The sequence below is a fragment of the Polaromonas vacuolata genome, assembly GCF_012584515.1.
In the GTDB taxonomy this organism is placed as follows: domain Bacteria; phylum Pseudomonadota; class Gammaproteobacteria; order Burkholderiales; family Burkholderiaceae_C; genus Polaromonas; species Polaromonas vacuolata.
In genome coordinates this window covers 2,543,096-2,561,155 of the sequence record NZ_CP051461.1, presented here as the reverse complement: position 1 = coordinate 2,561,155, position 18,060 = coordinate 2,543,096, and the positions used below count along the sequence as shown (strand labels likewise).

Annotated in this window: 16 protein-coding genes; 10 read left to right on the top strand and 6 right to left on the bottom strand. The window is 50.5% G+C overall.

The features are described from left to right. Positions 1 to 45: 45 nt before the first annotated feature. Genes HC248_RS11660 through mobB form a run of 4 tightly spaced genes read left to right on the top strand, consistent with a single transcriptional unit; the run spans position 46 to position 4,652 of the window. Entirely contained in the window at positions 46 to 1,269 is a 1,224-nt protein-coding gene (locus HC248_RS11660) for a pyridoxal phosphate-dependent aminotransferase (protein WP_168922624.1), read from the top strand. A 30-nt stretch (positions 1,270 to 1,299) separates the two neighbouring features. Then, positions 1,300 to 2,637 carry a homoserine dehydrogenase gene (locus tag HC248_RS11655; protein WP_168922623.1) on the top strand — a complete coding sequence of 446 codons (1,338 nt, stop codon included), beginning with the start codon at positions 1,300 to 1,302 and terminating at the stop codon, positions 2,635 to 2,637. Further along, a complete protein-coding gene (gene thrC, locus HC248_RS11650; RefSeq protein ID WP_168922622.1) occupies positions 2,637 to 4,061 on the top strand; it encodes a threonine synthase in 1,425 nt (474 codons plus the stop codon). Before HC248_RS11655 ends, thrC begins: the two co-directional genes overlap by 1 nt. A 39-nt stretch (positions 4,062 to 4,100) precedes the next feature. Further along, positions 4,101 to 4,652, top strand: a complete 552-nt coding sequence (mobB, locus tag HC248_RS11645) for a molybdopterin-guanine dinucleotide biosynthesis protein B (protein WP_168922621.1) — start codon at positions 4,101 to 4,103, stop codon at positions 4,650 to 4,652. A gap of 18 nt (positions 4,653 to 4,670) precedes the next feature. Here mobB and HC248_RS11640 read toward each other — a convergent pair whose 3' ends face one another. Then, on the bottom strand, positions 4,671 to 6,332 hold the full coding sequence (locus HC248_RS11640; protein ID WP_168922620.1) for a sensor histidine kinase: 1,662 nt from the start codon (positions 6,330 to 6,332) through the stop codon (positions 4,671 to 4,673). A 390-nt stretch (positions 6,333 to 6,722) separates the two neighbouring features. Between HC248_RS11640 and HC248_RS11635 the strand changes: the two genes are divergently transcribed. The 3 genes from HC248_RS11635 to HC248_RS11625 are packed head-to-tail and all read left to right on the top strand — an operon-like array spanning position 6,723 to position 8,757. Then, positions 6,723 to 8,003 (top strand): molybdopterin molybdotransferase MoeA, encoded by a 1,281-nt coding sequence (locus HC248_RS11635; RefSeq protein ID WP_168922619.1) that lies wholly within the window; start codon positions 6,723 to 6,725, stop codon positions 8,001 to 8,003. Positions 8,004 to 8,030: 27 nt separating this feature from the next. Next, positions 8,031 to 8,282: a MoaD/ThiS family protein gene (locus tag HC248_RS11630; protein WP_168923809.1), complete on the top strand. Its 252-nt coding sequence runs from the start codon at positions 8,031 to 8,033 to the stop codon at positions 8,280 to 8,282. Between the two features lies 1 nt (position 8,283). Then, entirely contained in the window at positions 8,284 to 8,757 is a 474-nt protein-coding gene (locus HC248_RS11625; protein WP_168922618.1) for a molybdenum cofactor biosynthesis protein MoaE, read from the top strand. Between the two features lie 37 nt (positions 8,758 to 8,794). On the opposite strand, the gene HC248_RS11620 is transcribed toward HC248_RS11625, so the two are convergent. Next, on the bottom strand, positions 8,795 to 9,385 hold the full coding sequence (locus HC248_RS11620; protein WP_168922617.1) for a hypothetical protein: 591 nt from the start codon (positions 9,383 to 9,385) through the stop codon (positions 8,795 to 8,797). A gap of 165 nt (positions 9,386 to 9,550) precedes the next feature. Between HC248_RS11620 and clpB the strand changes: the two genes are divergently transcribed. Both clpB and HC248_RS11610 read left to right on the top strand, forming a co-directional pair. Beyond that, positions 9,551 to 12,151, top strand: coding sequence for an ATP-dependent chaperone ClpB (gene clpB, locus HC248_RS11615; RefSeq protein WP_168922616.1), 2,601 nt, complete (start codon positions 9,551 to 9,553; stop codon positions 12,149 to 12,151). A 27-nt stretch (positions 12,152 to 12,178) separates the two neighbouring features. Continuing rightward, on the top strand, positions 12,179 to 13,645 hold the full coding sequence (locus tag HC248_RS11610) for a coniferyl aldehyde dehydrogenase (protein WP_168922615.1): 1,467 nt from the start codon (positions 12,179 to 12,181) through the stop codon (positions 13,643 to 13,645). A 48-nt stretch (positions 13,646 to 13,693) separates the two neighbouring features. Here HC248_RS11610 and HC248_RS11605 read toward each other — a convergent pair whose 3' ends face one another. The 4 genes from HC248_RS11605 to HC248_RS11590 all read right to left on the bottom strand — a co-directional run bounded on the left by HC248_RS11605 (position 13,694) and on the right by HC248_RS11590 (position 16,832). Continuing rightward, on the bottom strand, positions 13,694 to 14,353 hold the full coding sequence (locus HC248_RS11605; RefSeq protein WP_168922614.1) for a DUF799 domain-containing protein: 660 nt from the start codon (positions 14,351 to 14,353) through the stop codon (positions 13,694 to 13,696). Continuing rightward, positions 14,350 to 14,718: a DUF4810 domain-containing protein gene (locus HC248_RS11600; protein WP_168922613.1), complete on the bottom strand. Its 369-nt coding sequence runs from the start codon at positions 14,716 to 14,718 to the stop codon at positions 14,350 to 14,352. Before HC248_RS11600 ends, HC248_RS11605 begins: the two co-directional genes overlap by 4 nt. Before the next feature lie 37 nt (positions 14,719 to 14,755). Beyond that, positions 14,756 to 15,421: a CsgG/HfaB family protein gene (locus tag HC248_RS11595; RefSeq protein ID WP_168922612.1), complete on the bottom strand. Its 666-nt coding sequence runs from the start codon at positions 15,419 to 15,421 to the stop codon at positions 14,756 to 14,758. A 628-nt stretch (positions 15,422 to 16,049) separates the two neighbouring features. Next, positions 16,050 to 16,832, bottom strand: coding sequence for a 3-hydroxybutyrate dehydrogenase (locus HC248_RS11590; protein ID WP_168922611.1), 783 nt, complete (start codon positions 16,830 to 16,832; stop codon positions 16,050 to 16,052). A gap of 305 nt (positions 16,833 to 17,137) precedes the next feature. Here HC248_RS11590 and HC248_RS11585 point away from each other — a divergent pair, with 305 nt between their 5' ends. Continuing rightward, entirely contained in the window at positions 17,138 to 18,058 is a 921-nt protein-coding gene (locus tag HC248_RS11585) for an alpha/beta fold hydrolase (protein ID WP_168922610.1), read from the top strand. Positions 18,059 to 18,060 lie beyond the last annotated feature (2 nt).

The following is an 18,060-nucleotide window of genomic DNA, read 5'->3' as shown; positions in this document are numbered from 1 at the left end:
TCTCTAGAGAAGGGCAGCCCCTGACATTTTCGAAGAAGGTCTTGCATGAAAGCTATCACTAAATCCGCCAAATTAGCCAATGTGCTGTATGACATACGTGGCCCCATCATGGACGCCGCTAAGCAGATGGAAGAAGAAGGCCAGAAGCTGATCAAGCTCAATATTGGCAATCTCGCGGTGTTTGGTTTTGATGCACCTGAAGAAGTTCAGCAAGACATGATCCGTAACTTACCGGCGTCGGCTGGTTACTCGGACAGCAAGGGTATTTTTGCAGCCCGCAAAGCAGTCATGCACGAGACTCAAAAGCAGGGCATCAAAAATGTGACGCTGGATGATATTTACCTCGGCAACGGCGCAAGTGAGTTAATCACCATGGCCACCAACGCTTTGCTAGATAACGGCGATGAGCTGCTGCTGCCTGCGCCCGATTACCCTCTCTGGACGGCTTGCGGCAGTCTGTCAGGCGGCACGCCAGTGCATTATTTGTGCGATGAAGATAGCGGCTGGATGCCCAACTTAGCCGACATCCGCGCCAAGATCACGCCGCGCACCAAGGCCATCGTCGTCATTAACCCTAACAACCCAACTGGCGCACTTTACTCTGACGAATTGCTCATAGGCATTGTGCAAATTGCGCGTGAACATGGTTTGGTCATCATGGCCGATGAAGTCTATGACAAAGTGCTTTATGACGGTGTTAAGCACACGGCTATGGCGAGTCTGTCCAGTGATGTGCTCACCTTGACTTTTAATTCCCTGTCAAAAAGCTATCGCTCTTGCGGCTACCGCGCCGGCTGGATGGTGGTGTCTGGCCCAAAAGCCAAAGCGCAAGATTACATCGAAGGCCTAAACATGCTGGCCAACATGAAGCTGTGCTCTAACGTGCCCGGCCAATGGGCGATACAAACCGCGCTAGGCGGCTACCAAAGCATTAACGATTTGACCGGCCCGGGTGGGCGCTTACGGATTCAGCGTGATCTGGCTTATGAGCTGATTACCGCCATTCCCGGTGTGAGTTGCGTCAAGCCCAGCGCTGCGCTGTATATGTTTCCAAAGCTCGATCCGGTGATTTATCCGATTGCGGATGACAGACAGTTTTTTCTCGAATTGCTGCGTGAGACCAAGGTCATGCTAGTGCAGGGCACAGGCTTTAATTGGGCCGCACCAGACCATTTTCGAATCGTGTTTTTGCCGCATGAGCAAGACTTGCGTGAAGCCATAAACCGGATCGCAAAATTTCTTGAAAACTATCGCAAAAACCACGCCTAAAGTATTTTTACTCTTGAACCAAAAGCAGATATGAAATTGACGAATCCAACCTCCATACAAGTCGGCCTGCTGGGCATGGGCACTGTCGGCACCGGCGTATTTAATGTCCTGATGCGTAATCAGAGTGAAATCATGCGGCGTGCCGGTTGTGGCATTGAAGTGACCATGGTTGCTGACCTAGATACTGAGCGGGCGAAAAGTCTGGTCGGCCCAAACGTGCAAGTAGTCGCTGATGCCCGCGCCATTATTGCCAACCCTGACATCGCTGTCGTCGTCGAACTGATTGGCGGCTACGGTATTGCCAAACAACTGGTGCTAGAAGCTATTGAAGCCGGTAAGCACGTGGTCACGGCGAATAAGGCTTTGCTGGCCGTACACGGCACCGAAATTTTTGCTGCTGCTCAGCGCAAAGGCGTGATGGTGGCTTTTGAAGCCGCAGTCGCCGGCGGCATACCGATTATTAAAGCCTTGCGTGAAGGCCTGAGCGCGAACCGAATTGAGTGGGTCGCCGGCATCATCAATGGCACGACCAATTTCATTCTCAGCGAGATGCGTGATAAGGGTTTGGATTTCGACGTGGCGCTCAAAGAAGCGCAACGCTTGGGTTACGCTGAAGCCGATCCAACATTTGACATTCAAGGCGTAGACGCTGCGCACAAGGCCGCTTTGATGTCGGCAATTGCTTTTGGCGTGCCGGTGCAGTTTGAAAAAGCCTATATCGAGGGCATCACCGCGCTCGGTGCGCAAGATATTCGTTACGCCGAGCAGCTCGGCTACCGCATCAAACTGTTGGGCATTACCAAAAAAACCGCCAAAGGCATTGAGCTACGCGTTCACCCTAGTCTGGTGCCCGCCAAACGTTTGATCGCCAATGTCGAAGGTGCGATGAATGCAGTGATGGTGCACTGCGATGCGCTTGGCACCACGCTTTATTACGGCAAGGGCGCGGGCAGTGAGCCGACCGCCAGTGCGGTAATCGCCGACTTAGTCGATATTGCACGCCTGAACACCGCCAACGCCGCTCAGCGCGTCCCTTACTTAGCCTTTCAGCCCGATGCGATTGATAACACGCCAGTGCTAGACATGGGTCAAGTTGTGACCAGTTACTACCTGCGTTTAAATGTCGCCGATGAAGCCGGTGTTCTGGCGAGTGTGACCAGCATATTAGCCAAGCTGGACATCAGCATTGATGCCGTACTGCAACGCGAAGCCGACGAAGTGGGCGGCGAAGGCGCGACCCAGACCGACTTGATTATTCTCACCCACGACTGCGTCGAGTCACAAATGAATTTGGCGCTGGCGCAAATGCAACAGCTCACCACTGTGCTCTCGCCCATCACACGCATTCGCAAAGAAGAGTTGGTCTGATGCAATACCTCTCCACCCGCGGTCATCTTGAACGCAAACGCTTTTGCGAAATCCTGCTTGAAGGCTTGGCGCCCGATGGTGGCCTTTATCTGCCAGAGACTTACCCGCAAGTTGAGGCGGCCACCTTGGACATTTGGCGCGGCCTTTCTTATGCCGAGTTAGCGTTTGAAATTCTCTCGCTATATGTCGATGACATTCCAGCTGACGACCTCAAAACCCTCTGCAACAAGACTTACACACAAGAAGTTTTTGGCACGTTAGAGATAGTGCCACTGCGGGGTCTCGAACCTGGTTTAAAGATACAAGCGCTCTCGAACGGCCCGACGCTAGCCTTTAAAGACATGGCCATGCAGCTACTGGGTAATTTGTTTGAGTACGAGTTGGCGCGCCGCGGTGAAGAATTAAATATCCTAGGCGCGACCAGTGGCGACACTGGCAGCGCGGCCGAATACGCCATGCGCGGCAAACAAGGTGTGCGGGTGTTTATGACCTCGCCAAAGGGCCGAATGAGTCCTTTTCAGCAGGCGCAAATGTTTAGTCTGCAAGACGCCAATATCTACAACATCGCGATTGAAGGTGTGTTCGACGATTGCCAAGATATTGTCAAAGCCGTATCGAACGACTTAGATTTCAAACGCAAATACAAGATTGGCACGGTCAACTCCATCAACTGGGCGCGCCTGATGGCGCAGGTGGTTTATTACTTCGCTGGTTATTTGCAAGCGACTGCGTCGAGTAAGGAAAAAATCAGTTTTGCCGTGCCATCAGGCAACTTTGGCAATATCTGCGCCGGCCATGTGGCCCGCATGATGGGTTTGCCAATTGATAATTTAGTCGTTGCCACTAATGAGAATGATGTGCTGGACGAATTTTTCCGCACCGGCGTTTACCGCGTGCGCACCAGCAGTGATACGCATGAAACCTCAAGCCCATCCATGGATATTTCCAAGGCTTCGAATTTCGAGCGTTTTGTGTTTGACCTGCTAGGGCGTGATGGCGCTAAAGTTAAAGCGCTGTTTCAAGACCAACTCTCAGCCCAAGGCAGCTTTGATTTGAGCGCGGATCCGGTCTTTAAATTAGCCGCAGAGCGCTACGGATTTTTAAGCGGTAAAAGCACACACGCCAATCGCCTAGCCACGATACAAGACGTTTACAAACGCTTTAACAATATTATCGATACGCACACTGCCGACGGCGTAAAGGTCGCACGCGATTACCTAAGGCCAGACCAGACCATGCTGGTTTTAGAAACTGCACTGCCCATTAAGTTTGCCGCCACCATTGAAGAGGCGTTAGGTCGGCTACCAGAGCGGCCCGCTAGATTCGAAGGCATTGAGGCATTGCCTAAGCGCGTGTTGGAGATGGCGCCAGATGTAGAACAGATCAAGCGTTTGATCGCCAATAGCGTTAACAATGCAGAATAAAAAGCTCTCTTTTTTCTGCGCTTTCTTTCGAGGTTGTGTATGAAGGTCGTCGGCTTTGCAGGTTACTCTGGCTCGGGCAAAACCACGCTGGTTGAAAAACTTATTCCGGCCCTGACGGCGCGTGGCCTGCGCGTCTCAGTGGTTAAACACGCACACCATAATTTCGACGTAGACCAGCCCGGCAAAGATACCTTCAGGCATCGACAAGCCGGCGCGTTTGAAGTGGTGGTTGCATCCAGTAAACGCATGGCCTTGATGCGCGAGTTTGAAAAACCTGCGCAAATGACCGTGCATCAGTTGTTGGCCGAATTGTATGAGGGCGTCGATTGGGTATTGGTCGAAGGTTTTAAGCAAAGCGATCTGCTCAAGATAGAAATTTGGCGCGCACCGACGGCCGACTATGAAGGCCATCCGGCCCTCTATGTGGATGACGATTTCATCGTGGCCATTGCCACAGATGCGCCTGAGAAACTGCCAGTTGCAACGCAAAGACCAGTGCTTGACTTGGGCAATGCGGATGCGGTTGCTGACTATTTGGTGAGCAATGGCCAGCGCTTTGAATACTCTTTTGATTACCGGCTCGCCGGCTAAAAGACAGCAAAGACGTGGTCACGGGTTTTGGGGCTCAAGGGTGAAGTAAAAAACTGCGCCCGCGTCTTTTTTGCTCTCTGCCCAAACGCGTCCACCGTGTAGCTTGACTATGCGCTTGACAGTTGCCAGTCCAATTCCGGTACCCGGAAAATCAGACGCTAGGTGCAAGCGTTCAAAGGCGATAAAAATTCTATCCGCATGCGACATATCAAAGCCTGCGCCGTTGTCTCTTATAAAGTAAACCGGCTGACCGTTGCAGTCGGACTCGGATCCCATTTGTATTCGCGAGACTTTTTGCTTAGCACTAAATTTCCATGCATTTCCGAGTAAGTTTCCAATCACGATTGGCAGTAAGCGGGCGTCGCCTCTGACCTGTATGTCGTCTTGGATACTGATTTCGACTTGACGTTGAGGCTCTTGCTCACACCAATCCTGCATAATTTTTTTAGAGATTTCTGACAGGTTGACAGTCGATGTTTGTAGTATTTTTTGTGGCAGTTTAGTCAGGGATAAAAGGCCATCCACTGACGTACTCATTTGAACCACGGAACGCCGAATACGACTCACGTAGTGCGCCGCTTTGTCTAGTGAATTATTAGCAATAGCGGTTTCTAGTAAATGGCTAAAGCCCGATAAAGTGTTCAAAGGTGTCTTCAGCTCGTGAGAGACTGAATAGGAAAAAGACGCCAATTCTTTGTTGGCTGTTTCTAGTTCGGTATTGCGCTGACGCACACCCACTTCGGTGATGTTTTTTAAGCCTAGCTCTTTTTGGTGGATTAGTTGACTTTGCGTCATGTCAGTAAATCCTATTGCTATAGTCACGCTGTCCACACCACCGAGTCGAAAAACATAGACGTTAAACCAGCTTTGTGCTGAGTTTTTGGTGTTGCTGATAAAACGTTGCGGTTTACCGCTCAAAGCTACCTCACCAAAAATTTTGTACCAATGCACTGTGTTGTCTGGCAATAATTCGAGCATGCGCTGATGATGGTCATCGCTCACGCCCTTCAATCGCTTAAAGGCAAGGTTGGACTCTAAAAAATGATAGTTAATCGCTTGCTGCGAAGTGTTGAAAATCATATCTACGACACAAAAACACTCGTCTGTAGAGTGGAGCAGGCTTTGGTAACGCTTGTCTCTCAGGCGCAGTTCCCACTGTCTCATCCACAAAATTAATATCAGCGCCAAGCTGCCCACTACTAGGCCTAATGCGATGAGTAGGCTAGTGCCTTGAGATTTGTCTTTTATTTTTTGGCTTTGACTCAGCAATAGTTGGGCTTCTACTTCTTGCGCCTGATCGACTTGACTGCGTATCTGGTTTGTTAGTTTTACGCTTTCATTTGCGTTGAGTTGTTCGTCATTAATTGACAAACCAGTCGTGCCATGACGGGCTACATTTGTCTCTAACACCAGTAAATTAATCGCAATCAGTGAAGAAATTTCATACATACGTCCTTGCCGCAAGGGTATATCTGCGGTGAGTTGGCATAGCGTTGTTAACTTTTCTTTTATGCTTTTAACGCCAGCGTTAAAAGCTGCTAGTGTGCTTGGCTGACCGGTGAGTGAGTAGCTATGTTGGTCAAACTGTATTTGTCTCAATTCAGAGCGTAAATCCCTGAATTTAGCCATCACTTCAATTGAATTTTGCTGCGCACGGGACGCTAAGGCAGTCACTTGCATATTGATAAAAATCAGCCATCCAATACCAAGCAAACAGGATATGACAACAGAAGTCAATATGCCTGATGTTTGAAATACGTATCTTTTTGTGAGTGAGGCAAGAGCCGCAAATGCCATGCGTGTTCGGTTTGAACGAATTAGAGATTGATTTTTAATTTAATGATGCGAGAGATATTATTAACTAAATTTTCTCGGCTTTAGCCACAAATACTGCGGGGTCTTAGGCGGTGTGGAGATGTTGTTTGATGCGTCTTTTCACCCTTTCATTTTTCAATGCCTTATTTTTCAACTGCTTTGTGCGTTCGCTTAAATTAGATGAGATTGAACTTTTAGCTCAGCGGCTATACAAATGCGGTCTATTAAGGCGCGTGAAAATGGCGACAATAAGCGATGAGTATTGATTCCAAGCCCACCACCACAGTTACTGCAAAATCCGGCGCGCGTGCACCGCTTAAACCGCTAGATCAGGCCTTGACCGAATTGCTAGCCCATGCCTTGCCGCTCGATGGCAGCGAAACTGTCTCCACTTTCGATGCCGATGGCCGTGTGCTAGCGCAAGACTTGGTTGCAGCGCTTGATGTGCCGGCGCACGACAACAGTTCCATGGACGGTTATGCGCTAAGAAGTGCTGATTGGAGCGGCGAGCAAACAGTTTTCCCCGTTAGCCAGCGGATACCGGCTGGCAGCAACGGCGTGGTGCTGACGCCACTCACAGCCGCACGTATTTTTACCGGCGCACCGATTCCCGAAGGCGCCGATGCGGTGGTGATGCAGGAGGACTGCACGTTGCTGTCAACGGCTGCTGATGCGCCTTCAATCACGCTGCAAAATCAACCCAAGTCTGGACAATGGATACGCCGCCGCGGTGAAGACGTGGCCAAGGGGAGTCGCGTATTGCTGCGTGGTCAGCGCTTAACGCCAGCGGCATTGGGTTTGGCCGCTAGCATTGGGTTTGACCAATTGCAAGTGGTTAAGCCAGTGCGGGTAGCCTTGTTCTCAACCGGTGACGAATTAGTTATGCCGGGTGCAATTGCGCCGGCTGACATGCCGGCTGGGGCAATTTACAATTCCAACCGTTTCTTTTTACGTGCCTTGCTGCTGCGCCTGGGTTGCAGCGTGACCGATATGGGCATAGTGCCAGACCGATTAGATGCAACTGTTCAAGCGCTTAAAAATGCAGCTCAACAACACGATTTGATACTCACCAGCGGCGGCGTGTCGGTTGGCGAAGAAGACCATATCAAACCTGCGGTAGAAAGCTTGGGTCAGTTAGCGCTGTGGCAAATTGCCATAAAGCCCGGCAAGCCTTTTGCCTATGGCCGAATCGGCCCAGCGCATGTGATGGGTTTGCCTGGGAATCCGGTCTCGAGTTACGTTACTTTTTTACTTTTGGTACGACCGTTTTTACTGCGACTTTTGGGCGTTACCGATGTGACACCGCAAGCCATCACCGTGCGCGCAGATTTTGATTGGCCGCGTGCGGACAAACGCCGTGAGTTTTTACGCACCCGCCTCAACCCTGCGGGAGGCTTGGACTTGTTTGAAAACCAGAGTTCCGGCGTTTTGACTTCAGCAGTTTGGGGTGATGGCTTGGTTGATAACCCCGCTGGCCAAGTCATTAAGTCCGGCGACAGCGTGCAGTTTTTGCCGCTCGCTGGACTGCTGCACTAAACCACTTTTTTAAAGTAAATCATGTCAATGCAAGTCAATATCAAATATTTTGCGTCCTTACGCGAAGCCATGGGCCAAGGCAGTGAGCAACGCCAAACTGAGGCTTTAGATTTAGCCGGTTTGCGTGAAGAAATGATTGCCTCTAGCGCTAAGCACGCGGCTGCGTTGACGCAAATAAAGTCGGTACGAATGGCGCTCAATCAAGTCATGTGCGATGCGTCGGCTCGACTCACACCTGGTTGTGAAGTGGCATTCTTCCCACCTGTGACGGGCGGCTGATATGACACACCGGGTAAGCATACGGCAAGCGGATTTCGATGTCTCCGAAGAACTACTGGCCTTACGCGCCAGTGATAAACGCATAGGCGCTGTCTGCAGTTTTGTCGGTACTGTACGCGATCGCAATGATGGTTTGAGCGTAAGCAGCATGGAGCTCGAACACTATCCCGGCATGACTGAAAAATCCATTGACGACATGATTGATGCGGCCATGCTGCGTTTTGATATTCATGGCGCGCGCGTTGTCCATCGAATCGGCTTGCTGCAGCCGCTCGATCAGGTGGTGTTGGTGGCTGTGACTTCAGCTCACAGAGGCGAGAGTTTTCGCGCTTGTGAGTTTTTAATGGACTACCTTAAAACCCAGGCACCCTTTTGGAAGAAAGAGAAAACTTCAGCCGGTGAGCGCTGGGTTGATGCCCGCGTCAGCGACGATGCGGCGCTGGCTAAGTGGGGAATCGAATTGCCGAATGTTTGAACTTAGCTGATTGATAAATAGGCAGACAGACATTGACTCAATTTAAATACTTGGGCTTGTCGCCATCCCCCGTTAGTGCTGCGTTTTGCTCATCAAGCGAGATTGCCTGATTTAAATCTGGCGCATGCATCCAACTGGCTGTCTGGACCGCTTGTGTCAGCAGACGCAAAAATCCATGCGATAGTTGTGTGTCCATGCTGAGTTGAACGTCGCGCTTGTTCTCATTTATATTTTCAATCAAGTGCATGTGCAGCAAGTCGTTATCAAGCAAGTCGAGCTCAACATCGGTAATTAGCAAGGGCTTCTCGCCAAGGGGTTTTTCTGCCGGCTCAGCAAACGGCGTTGTGTAGTCGGCGTCGTAAGCGCCAATTTCTTGCTCAAAACTGTCCATTAAATGCTTGCGTTGCTGAGCCAATGCATCTTGCGATATTTGCGTTTGGCTTTTTTGTTGGAGTAACACTTGCTGACTCAATTGTGCTTGGGCCTTGCTGCCCAATAAAGGCAATAAGCCCAAAGCTAAGCGGCGTGTTAGCCACATTTGCCACTCCTGACCTTCGCGGCTGTTAATACGCATTAGGATTCGATCTTGTTCATTCAAGTATTTGACTGATAACTGGTGAATTTTCATGCTTTGAATTTGAGGTTTATCCGGTTTCCGTCAGTCATTTTTTCCATTCTTCATTCTGCCACTGCCCATGGCGGTTTGATGGATTGCTTTGTCCGCTATTGAAAAAGGGCTTATGCGCTCAAATGTAGACAATGACAATTTGTTCTTTATTTTGGAGATCTGCGCATGCGACAAGACAAACTCACCACTAAATTTCAAGAAGCCTTGGGTGATGCGCAATCGCTTGCGTTGGCCAACGACAATGGCTACATAGAGCCGGTGCATCTGCTGGCGGCCATGCTGCACCAAGATGATGGTCCGCGGGCTTTGCTTGAGCGCGCTGGCGTTAATTTAGGCGGCATGCAAAAAATGGCTGATGAAGCCATCAAAAAGCTGGCTCAAGTGCAGGGTCAAGATCAGGTTCAGGTCGGCCCAGAATTGTCAAAATTGCTGCAAGCGACTGAAAAAGAGGCCATGAAACGCAATGACCAGTTCATTGCCGGTGAGCTTTTCTTGCTCGCCTTATCTGACAGCAAAGCCGATATTGGCAAGCTCGCACGCGAGAATGGCTTGAGCCGAAAATCGCTTGAAGCGGCGATTGACGCTGTGCGCGGTGGCCAAGGCGTGAACAGCGCGGATGCCGAAGGTCAGCGCGAGGCCTTGAAAAAATATTGCATGGACTTAACCGAGCGCGCCCGCATGGGCAAGCTTGACCCCGTCATCGGTCGTGATGACGAAATCCGCCGCGCGATTCAAGTGCTGCAGCGTCGCACCAAAAACAACCCGGTACTGATAGGCGAGCCCGGCGTCGGCAAGACCGCGATTGTCGAAGGCCTGGCCCAACGCATAGTCGCTGGCGAAGTGCCTGAGTCACTCAAAGGAAAGCGCGTTTTGTCCTTGGATATGGCCGCACTACTGGCCGGCGCGAAATTTCGCGGCGAGTTTGAAGAGCGGCTTAAAACTGTGCTCAGTGAGTTGGCTAAAGATGAAGGTCAGACGATTGTGTTTATCGACGAGTTACACACCATGGTCGGCGCTGGCAAAGCTGAAGGCGCGATGGATGCAGGCAATATGCTAAAGCCTGCGTTGGCTCGCGGCGAGTTGCACTGCGTGGGCGCGACTACGCTAGACGAATACCGTAAATACATTGAAAAAGACGCTGCCTTAGAGCGCCGGTTTCAGAAAATTTTGGTCGGAGAACCCACCGTCGAAGCGACGATTGCGATCTTGCGCGGCCTGAAAGAAAAGTACGAAGCTCACCACGGCGTGCAGATCACAGACCCCGCAATTGTGGCTGCCGCAGAGCTAAGCCACCGCTACATCACAGACCGTTTTCTGCCCGATAAAGCGATTGATTTAATCGACGAAGCGGCCAGCAAAATCAGCATAGAACGCGACTCCAAACCTGAGGTAATGGACAAGCTTGACCGGCGTTTAATCCAACTCCAAATCGAGCGCGAAGCGGTACGCCGTGAAAAGGACGAGGCCTCGCAAAAACGCTTTTCACTGATTGAAGAAGAGATAGTCAAGCTACAAAAAGAAATCTCTGACCTCGATGAAATCTGGCAGGCTGAAAAAGCCCAAGCGCTAGGCTCTAAAGACGTGATGGAAGAAATTGACCGTATGCGTTTTCAGATTGAAGAGTTCACCCGAAAGGGCGACTTCAACAAAGTTGCAGAGCTGCAATACGGCAAGCTGCCAGAGCTGGAAAAACGCCTCAAGGCGGCGCAAGATGTCGAGTCCAAAAAAGGCGAAACGCAGGCGCCAACTCTGCTGCGCACTCAAGTGGGCGCAGAAGAAATCGCTGAAGTAGTGGCGCGCTCGACCGGCATTCCGGTGTCCAAACTGATGCAAGGAGAGCGCGACAAACTACTGCTCATGGAAGTAAAACTGCACGATCGCGTGATAGGTCAAGAAGAGGCTATTGGCGCGGTTGCCAATGCGATACGTCGTTCACGCTCAGGCTTGGGTGACCCGAATCGGCCGACTGGCTCGTTTTTGTTTCTCGGCCCCACAGGCGTTGGCAAAACCGAGTTGTGCAAAGCCTTGGCAGGATTTTTATTTGACAGCGAAGACCATTTGATTCGTGTCGACATGAGTGAATTCATGGAAAAGCATTCCGTTGCCCGCTTGATAGGCGCGCCACCGGGCTATGTGGGCTACGAAGAGGGTGGTTATTTGACAGAAGCCGTCAGGCGCAAGCCTTACAGCGTGTTGCTGCTCGATGAGATAGAAAAAGCCCATCCCGACGTTTTTAATGTGCTGCTGCAAGTGCTTGACGATGGCCGTTTGACGGACGGTCAAGGTCGCACAGTAGACTTTAAAAACACAGTGATTGTGATGACTAGCAATATCGGCTCGCCCATCATTCAGTCCATGGTTGGTAAACCTTACGAGGAGGTCAAAGATGCGGTGTTTGACGAGCTGAAAAATTATTTCCGCCCAGAGTTTCTCAATCGTATCGACGAGACGGTGGTCTTTCATGCGCTTGACGCTGGCAACATTGCATCGATAGCTCGTATACAACTCAAAGTCTTACAAGCTAGGCTGCTTAGCATGGACTTGACCATGGAGGTCAGCGAAGCTGCGATTGAAGAATTGGCCAAGGTCGGGTTCGATCCTGTGTACGGTGCGCGGCCGCTTAAACGGGCGATACAGCAGCGCATTGAAAACCCACTGTCTAAACTGCTGCTTGAAGGAAAATTTCCACCCAAGAGCACGATACCGGTGGATGTCGATCCGATTCGCTCGCCGGGTGTTTTTTACTTTGAAGCGGTTCCCGCCTAAGCCAACGCCAACACTGTATTTCTGCGAATGACGTCTAACGACACTTTTTTGCGACTAGCGTTTAACGCGCAGCATGCGGCTAGCCGTGCGCAAACCGACGTGCCCTTGTCTCTTAGGCGTGAGCGTTTGCTGCGCATTCAAGCCATGCTGGCGCGCCATGATCAAGCCTTGGCTTTGGCGGTGCAGGCTGATTTTGGTGTGCGCTCTGCACAGCTCACAGAGGTGGCTGATTTGTTTTTGTTGCGGGCTATGCTGGCGCAAACTCTTTCTGATTTACCCGCTTGGATGAAGCCAGTTAAAGTGCCAACGCCTTTGTATTTACAGCCTTCACGCGGTTTTGTGCAGTGCCAGCCGTTAGGTGTTGTGGGTGTGATTTCACCTTGGAATTACCCTTTGCAACTCTCGCTAGGCCCAGTCATTTGCGCGCTGGCGGCGGGCAACCGCGTGATGCTAAAACCCAGTGAACTCACGCCCGCTACATCGGCTTTATTGGCCGAATTAATTGCGAATGATTTTGCGCCCCAAGAGCTGACTGTGTTTCTGGGCGATGCGAAGTTGGCGGCTGAATTTTCTAGCCTACCGTTCGACCATTTATTTTTTACCGGCTCGACGACAGTCGGGCGTTTGGTGGCACAAAACGCCGCCGCTAATCTCACGCCAACTACGCTTGAGTTGGGGGGCAAATCGCCCTGTATTGTGGACCTGTCCTGCGACATTACCAGTGCTGCCATCAAGATAGTCCATGGCAAATTACTCAATGCCGGCCAGACCTGTGTGGCACCCGACTATGTGCTGTTGCCTGCGGGTCAAGAAGCCGCGTTCTCTCAAGCTTTTGCGCAGGCTGTGGCCGACATGTATCCGCGCATTCTTGGCAATCCTGACTACGCTGCCATCATTAGCGAGCGTCACCATGCACGCTTAAAAGGCTTGCTTCATCAAGCCGAGGCCGGCGGGGCTAGGCTTGAAGCGATGGCGGTTGGGCAAACTGATGTGACGGCTACAAAATATTCAAACGACGCAAGCCAAGCTAGCCACGCCAGTCATACAGGCCAGAGCCAGATGGCACCGGTTTTGGTGTTTAACGCGCCACCAGACTGCGCTTTGCTGACAGAAGAAATTTTCGGCCCAGTATTACCCGTTCTGACTTACGACACCTTGGATGAAGCGATTCAATACATTAACGCTAGAGCTAGGCCGCTGGCGCTGTATTGGTTTGGTCAAGATACACAAGCGCAGGACCAGGTGTTGGCCCAAACCGTGAGTGGCGGCGTCTGCATCAATGACACACTCATGCATTTGGTGCATCTGAACTTGCCGTTTGGCGGTGTCGGTGACAGCGGCTGGGGCAGCTACCACGGTGAGGCTGGGTTTAAACGCTTAAGTCATCAAAAGTCAGTGCTGGTGCAGTCGCGATGGGCCAGCGGGAAATTGTTATATCCGCCTTATGGTCAGCGTTTTGATTGGCTAATTAAAGCCTTCAAACGCTGGTTGTAAATCGCAAAAGGCTTTTGTGTCGATGACTTTTTTGCAGTGCTGAAAAACTTATTTTTTACTAAAGTAAGGTGAGCGCTGGCCATACAAAATGCCGCCATTCGGACTTGCATGCAGCAATCGATTGGTTGCGATGCCTGCGACATTGTGGCTTTGCTCGGACACCGTTCCAATGATTTGATTGATCACCGCGCTAACTAGCAAAGACACCAAGCCGCCGCGATTATTTTTTCCTTCTTCACTAGACGCTGTTGCGCTGCCTTGCCAGAGCAGTTTCCCGGTTTTTAAGTCTACGAGCTTTGCTTGCGCGGTAACGACAGATTCACTGGCGATGACTTTATAGACGGTTCCGTATTTTGAAATACTGATGTAGAGCGCCGCATCAGCACCAAAAATTTGGTGTAGCTTTTCAGCTGGTGTTGCTTGAATATCGGTGGGCTGTGTGAGTCCGTTTTCTTTAAATGTTTCTACCATCAGCGTCACGGGTATCACGTAGTAACCCGATTCAGCTAACGGAAAAGTGGCCTGCGATAAAACGCTGTTAGACGCATCTACTTCAACCGTGTCGTTTATCGGCGGCAAAACCAGTATTGAGCGCGGCTGGTTTTCTTTGAAGTCGCTGTAGTCTTTGACCGTCTGAGTTGCACAAGCAGTCAGGGACAAGATGCACAGTGCGGCGGCGGCTTTAGCAAAAAGTTTTTTTAGTGTCATTGTTTCACCTCATCTTTTTTGAATTTACGCAGTAAAAAATCCATAAATTTTTCGGACTCAGGAAACTGATTTTTTTCAGCCTGAATTTGCGCTGCAAACTGGTCAAGATTTCCTTGTTGACCATACAAGAGGCCTAGGTGCGCTTGGTAACCCGGCGGCGTGGCTTTGCCACTGGCGCGGATTTTTTCTAAATCTGCTTGCATGGATTGGGTTTGTTCAGCAGGGCTTTTGTCGCCACGAAAGTGTTGGTAAACATTTTTTTGATAGCCTTCCCATTTATAAATCGTGTCTGTAGTGCTTACGCAAGCGACTAAAAAAATGCTACTGATTAAAACGGCTAGGGCTTTAAGGCGACTAATGATCATGATGTGTTCCTTGAATTTTTGCTGCGTGGTCAACGCTTTAACGCTGTGAACGCCATGCGCCGCTGTCAATCGTAGAAACAATTTTTTGCACGGCTTCTCGGATTGCCAAGTCAAGAACTTTGCCGTTGAGGGTTGAGTCATATCCGGCTGTGCCGCCAAAGCCTATGACTTCTCTTTCTGACAAGCTGTATTCGCCCGCGCCTTGCGCCGAAAAAACTACTTCAGAGGTCTGCACATTGACGATGTTTAATGTGGCTTTGGCATAGGCGATTTGGGTTGAACCGCGACCGAGTAAACCAAAGAGTTGTTTATCCCCGACTTGCTTGCGACCGAATTCTGTAATGTCTCCGGTGACTACAAAGTTAGCGCCGATTAGGTTTTGTGATTTTTTGAGTAATGCGGATTCTTCTTTAATTTCCGCCATATTGCTGCGGTCCATCACGCTAAAACGCTTGCTTTGTTTAAGGTGCGATAGCAAGACCGTTTGTGCTTGATTACCCAGTCTATCCACAGCATCAGAAAAAATGCCGCGCATATAGTCTGATCGGTTTTCAAATTTTCCAATGCTGATGGCGGTCAGTGGGCCGCTGTAATCTTGGTTTGCAGACGCTACTTTTTCAACCGCAATAGTTTTAGATTCTTCTTGGTGCGCGCATCCGGAAAGGGCTAGGAATACGCACGCCAATAGTTTGTAATTTTTCATGCTGAGTCCTTAAGAAATTTGTCCTGACAGTCTTTTCCGACTAGATTTATTAATAATTTTATTTTTAACCAACTCCTTTCTGCAGTCCTTAGAACTTTAAAAAGAGAGTACTTTAGTCGAAATCCGAATGTACTAAGGTGTTTATTTTTGAGTCACTTATTGACTGATTTAAATTTAACAAAACTTCTGCTTGTGCCTAAATGTTGTGCGCTAGATTTAATAAATCTGGTTTATCAATCGCGGTAAAAAATGCTGTGGGCGCAGTCGCGCAATGACCGAGCGTGCGCAGCCTGTGTTGAAGCCGAAGCCGAAGCCGAAGCCAAAGTCCAAGCCGCCGTCATATATCAATCCTGGCTGGGCTGGGCATGATGTGCCTAAATGAAGGCGCTGACGTTTTACCGAATGGGATTTAAATCTAAGTTGTGCATGACTTGCACAGTTGGATCAACATGGCGCGCATTTTGTTTAGCTGATCTCAAGCATGATTTTGTGCTTAAGGATTTACGCTTTTATACGCTGTTGAAGCTTGCTGTTTTCATCCGCTGTCAAAGCGGATGAAAAAGTATTTTGATTTTAAAAAGTTGAATTCAAAACTCGGGCAGTAGAAGTTTTTCTGCCCGACTATTGATTATTGCGCCAGCCAGCCGCCATCCATATTCCACGCCACGCCGCGCACATTGTTGCCCGCAGGTGAGCAAAAGAAAACCGCTAATGCGCCTAGCTCTTCTGGTGTGGTGAATTGCAGTGATGGCTCTTTTTCTTGCAGCAGTTGAACCGTGGCTTCTTCGTTGCTAATGCCCAAAGCTTTGGCTTTAGCGTCGAGCTGTTTTTGCACCATGGGTGTAAGCACCCAACCCGGACAGATAGCGTTGCAGGTCACGCCGCTGGTGGCGTTTTCTAAGGCTGTGACTTTAGTTAGGCCGACTAAGGCATGCTTGGCCGCTACATAAGCTGATTTTTCTGCCGATGCGACTAGGCCGTGTGCAGAGGCAACATTGATGATGCGACCCCAGCCCTTGCCGCCATTCGCCGCCTGCATAGCGGGAAGGGCCAAGCGCGTGGCGTGAAAAGCACTGCTTAGGTTAATCGCAATGATGGCGTCCCATTTTTCGACGGAGAAGTTTTCTATTCGCGCCACATGTTGAATGCCAGCGTTGTTCACCAAAATATCGACTTGGCCAAATTCGGCTGCTGCGAATTTCAGCATGGCCTCAATTTCCGCTGGTTTGCTAACGTCTGCTCCGTGGTGCGCAACTTTTACGCCCAGTGCTTCTATCTCAGCCTTAGGGCCCGCTACATCGCCAAAGCCATTCATCACAATGTTGGCGCCTTGCGCTGCCAGTGCTTTGGCAATTCCTAAGCCTATGCCGCTAGTTGAGCCAGTGACTAATGCAGTTTTACCTTTGAGCATGAAATGTTTCCCTGTGCGTGTTGTGTTTGATTAAACCGGTGGTGAGCAAATTAAAAAGCTTGCTTGCGAGCCTTTGACATAACTTGCACTCATTTTTAAGCCCGCGCTTCGTGTCTATTGTGAGGCCACAAAGTAGCAATTATTTTTGACCTGTTGGCAAGATGGTTTTGCGTATGATTTAGGATCAACCGCATAGCTTCAATACCCAACGCAGCTGACGGGCCGCTGCTTTCTATGTGCCTTGCGACTAGGCAAAACCTGTAGCTTGTCATTTAACTTTTCTTTTCTTACTGGTCGACCATTTAATGAACATTGCTTACAGCCTCAATTTTGTGACTTGCTCAGATGCTAGCGGCGGCCATCGTATGGCCTGGCATCAGTGGGGCGATGCGGACAGCGCGCATGTGGTGGTTTGCGCCCATGGTCTGTCGCGTCAGGGGCGTGATTTTGATGTGCTGGCGCAATCGCTGTGCCAACAGGCAATAGATAAAGGCCACACCATTCGCGTAGTCTGTCCTGATGTTGTCGGGCGCGGACAAAGCGATTGGCTGCAAGACCCTATGGGCTATCAAGTGCCGTTTTATGTTGCTGACATGCTGGCCATGCTGGCGCAGATTCATTTGCAAGCACCGATACGCGAACTCGATTGGGTAGGCACCAGCATGGGCGGCTTGATTGGTTTAGTCATTGCTGGTCAGCCTGGCCTGCCGCTGCCAGTGCCCGTGCGCCGTCTGGTGCTCAATGATGTAGGCCCCAGCATAGAGTGGCAGGCGATTGTGCGGATAGGCACCTACCTTGGGAAAGCCGGTGCTTTCAAGTCCTTGCAAGAAGCGGCTGACGCCATGTTGGCGGTGTCTGCTGGCTTTGGTCCGCATACTACTGCCCAGTGGTTAGAGCTCTCGCGGCATATGGTTAAGCCGCTGGCAGATAGCCTTCACGGCGAGTTGCGTTTGCATTACGACCCTGCCATCGCTTTACCTTTTAAGCAGGCGACCGAGGCCGCAACGCTTGAAGGTCAAGCGGCGTTGTGGGCGCTTTATGACGCCATTGCCGTGCCGACTTTGTTGCTGCGCGGCAAGGACTCGGATTTACTCAGTCCCGCTACTGCTTTAGCCATGACACAGCGCGGCCCAAAAGCCAGTTTGGTCGAGTTCGCTGGCGTCGGTCATGCGCCTACGCTGATCGCTAGCAACCAACTCGCTGCGGTGAGTCAATTCCTTTTGTGAAT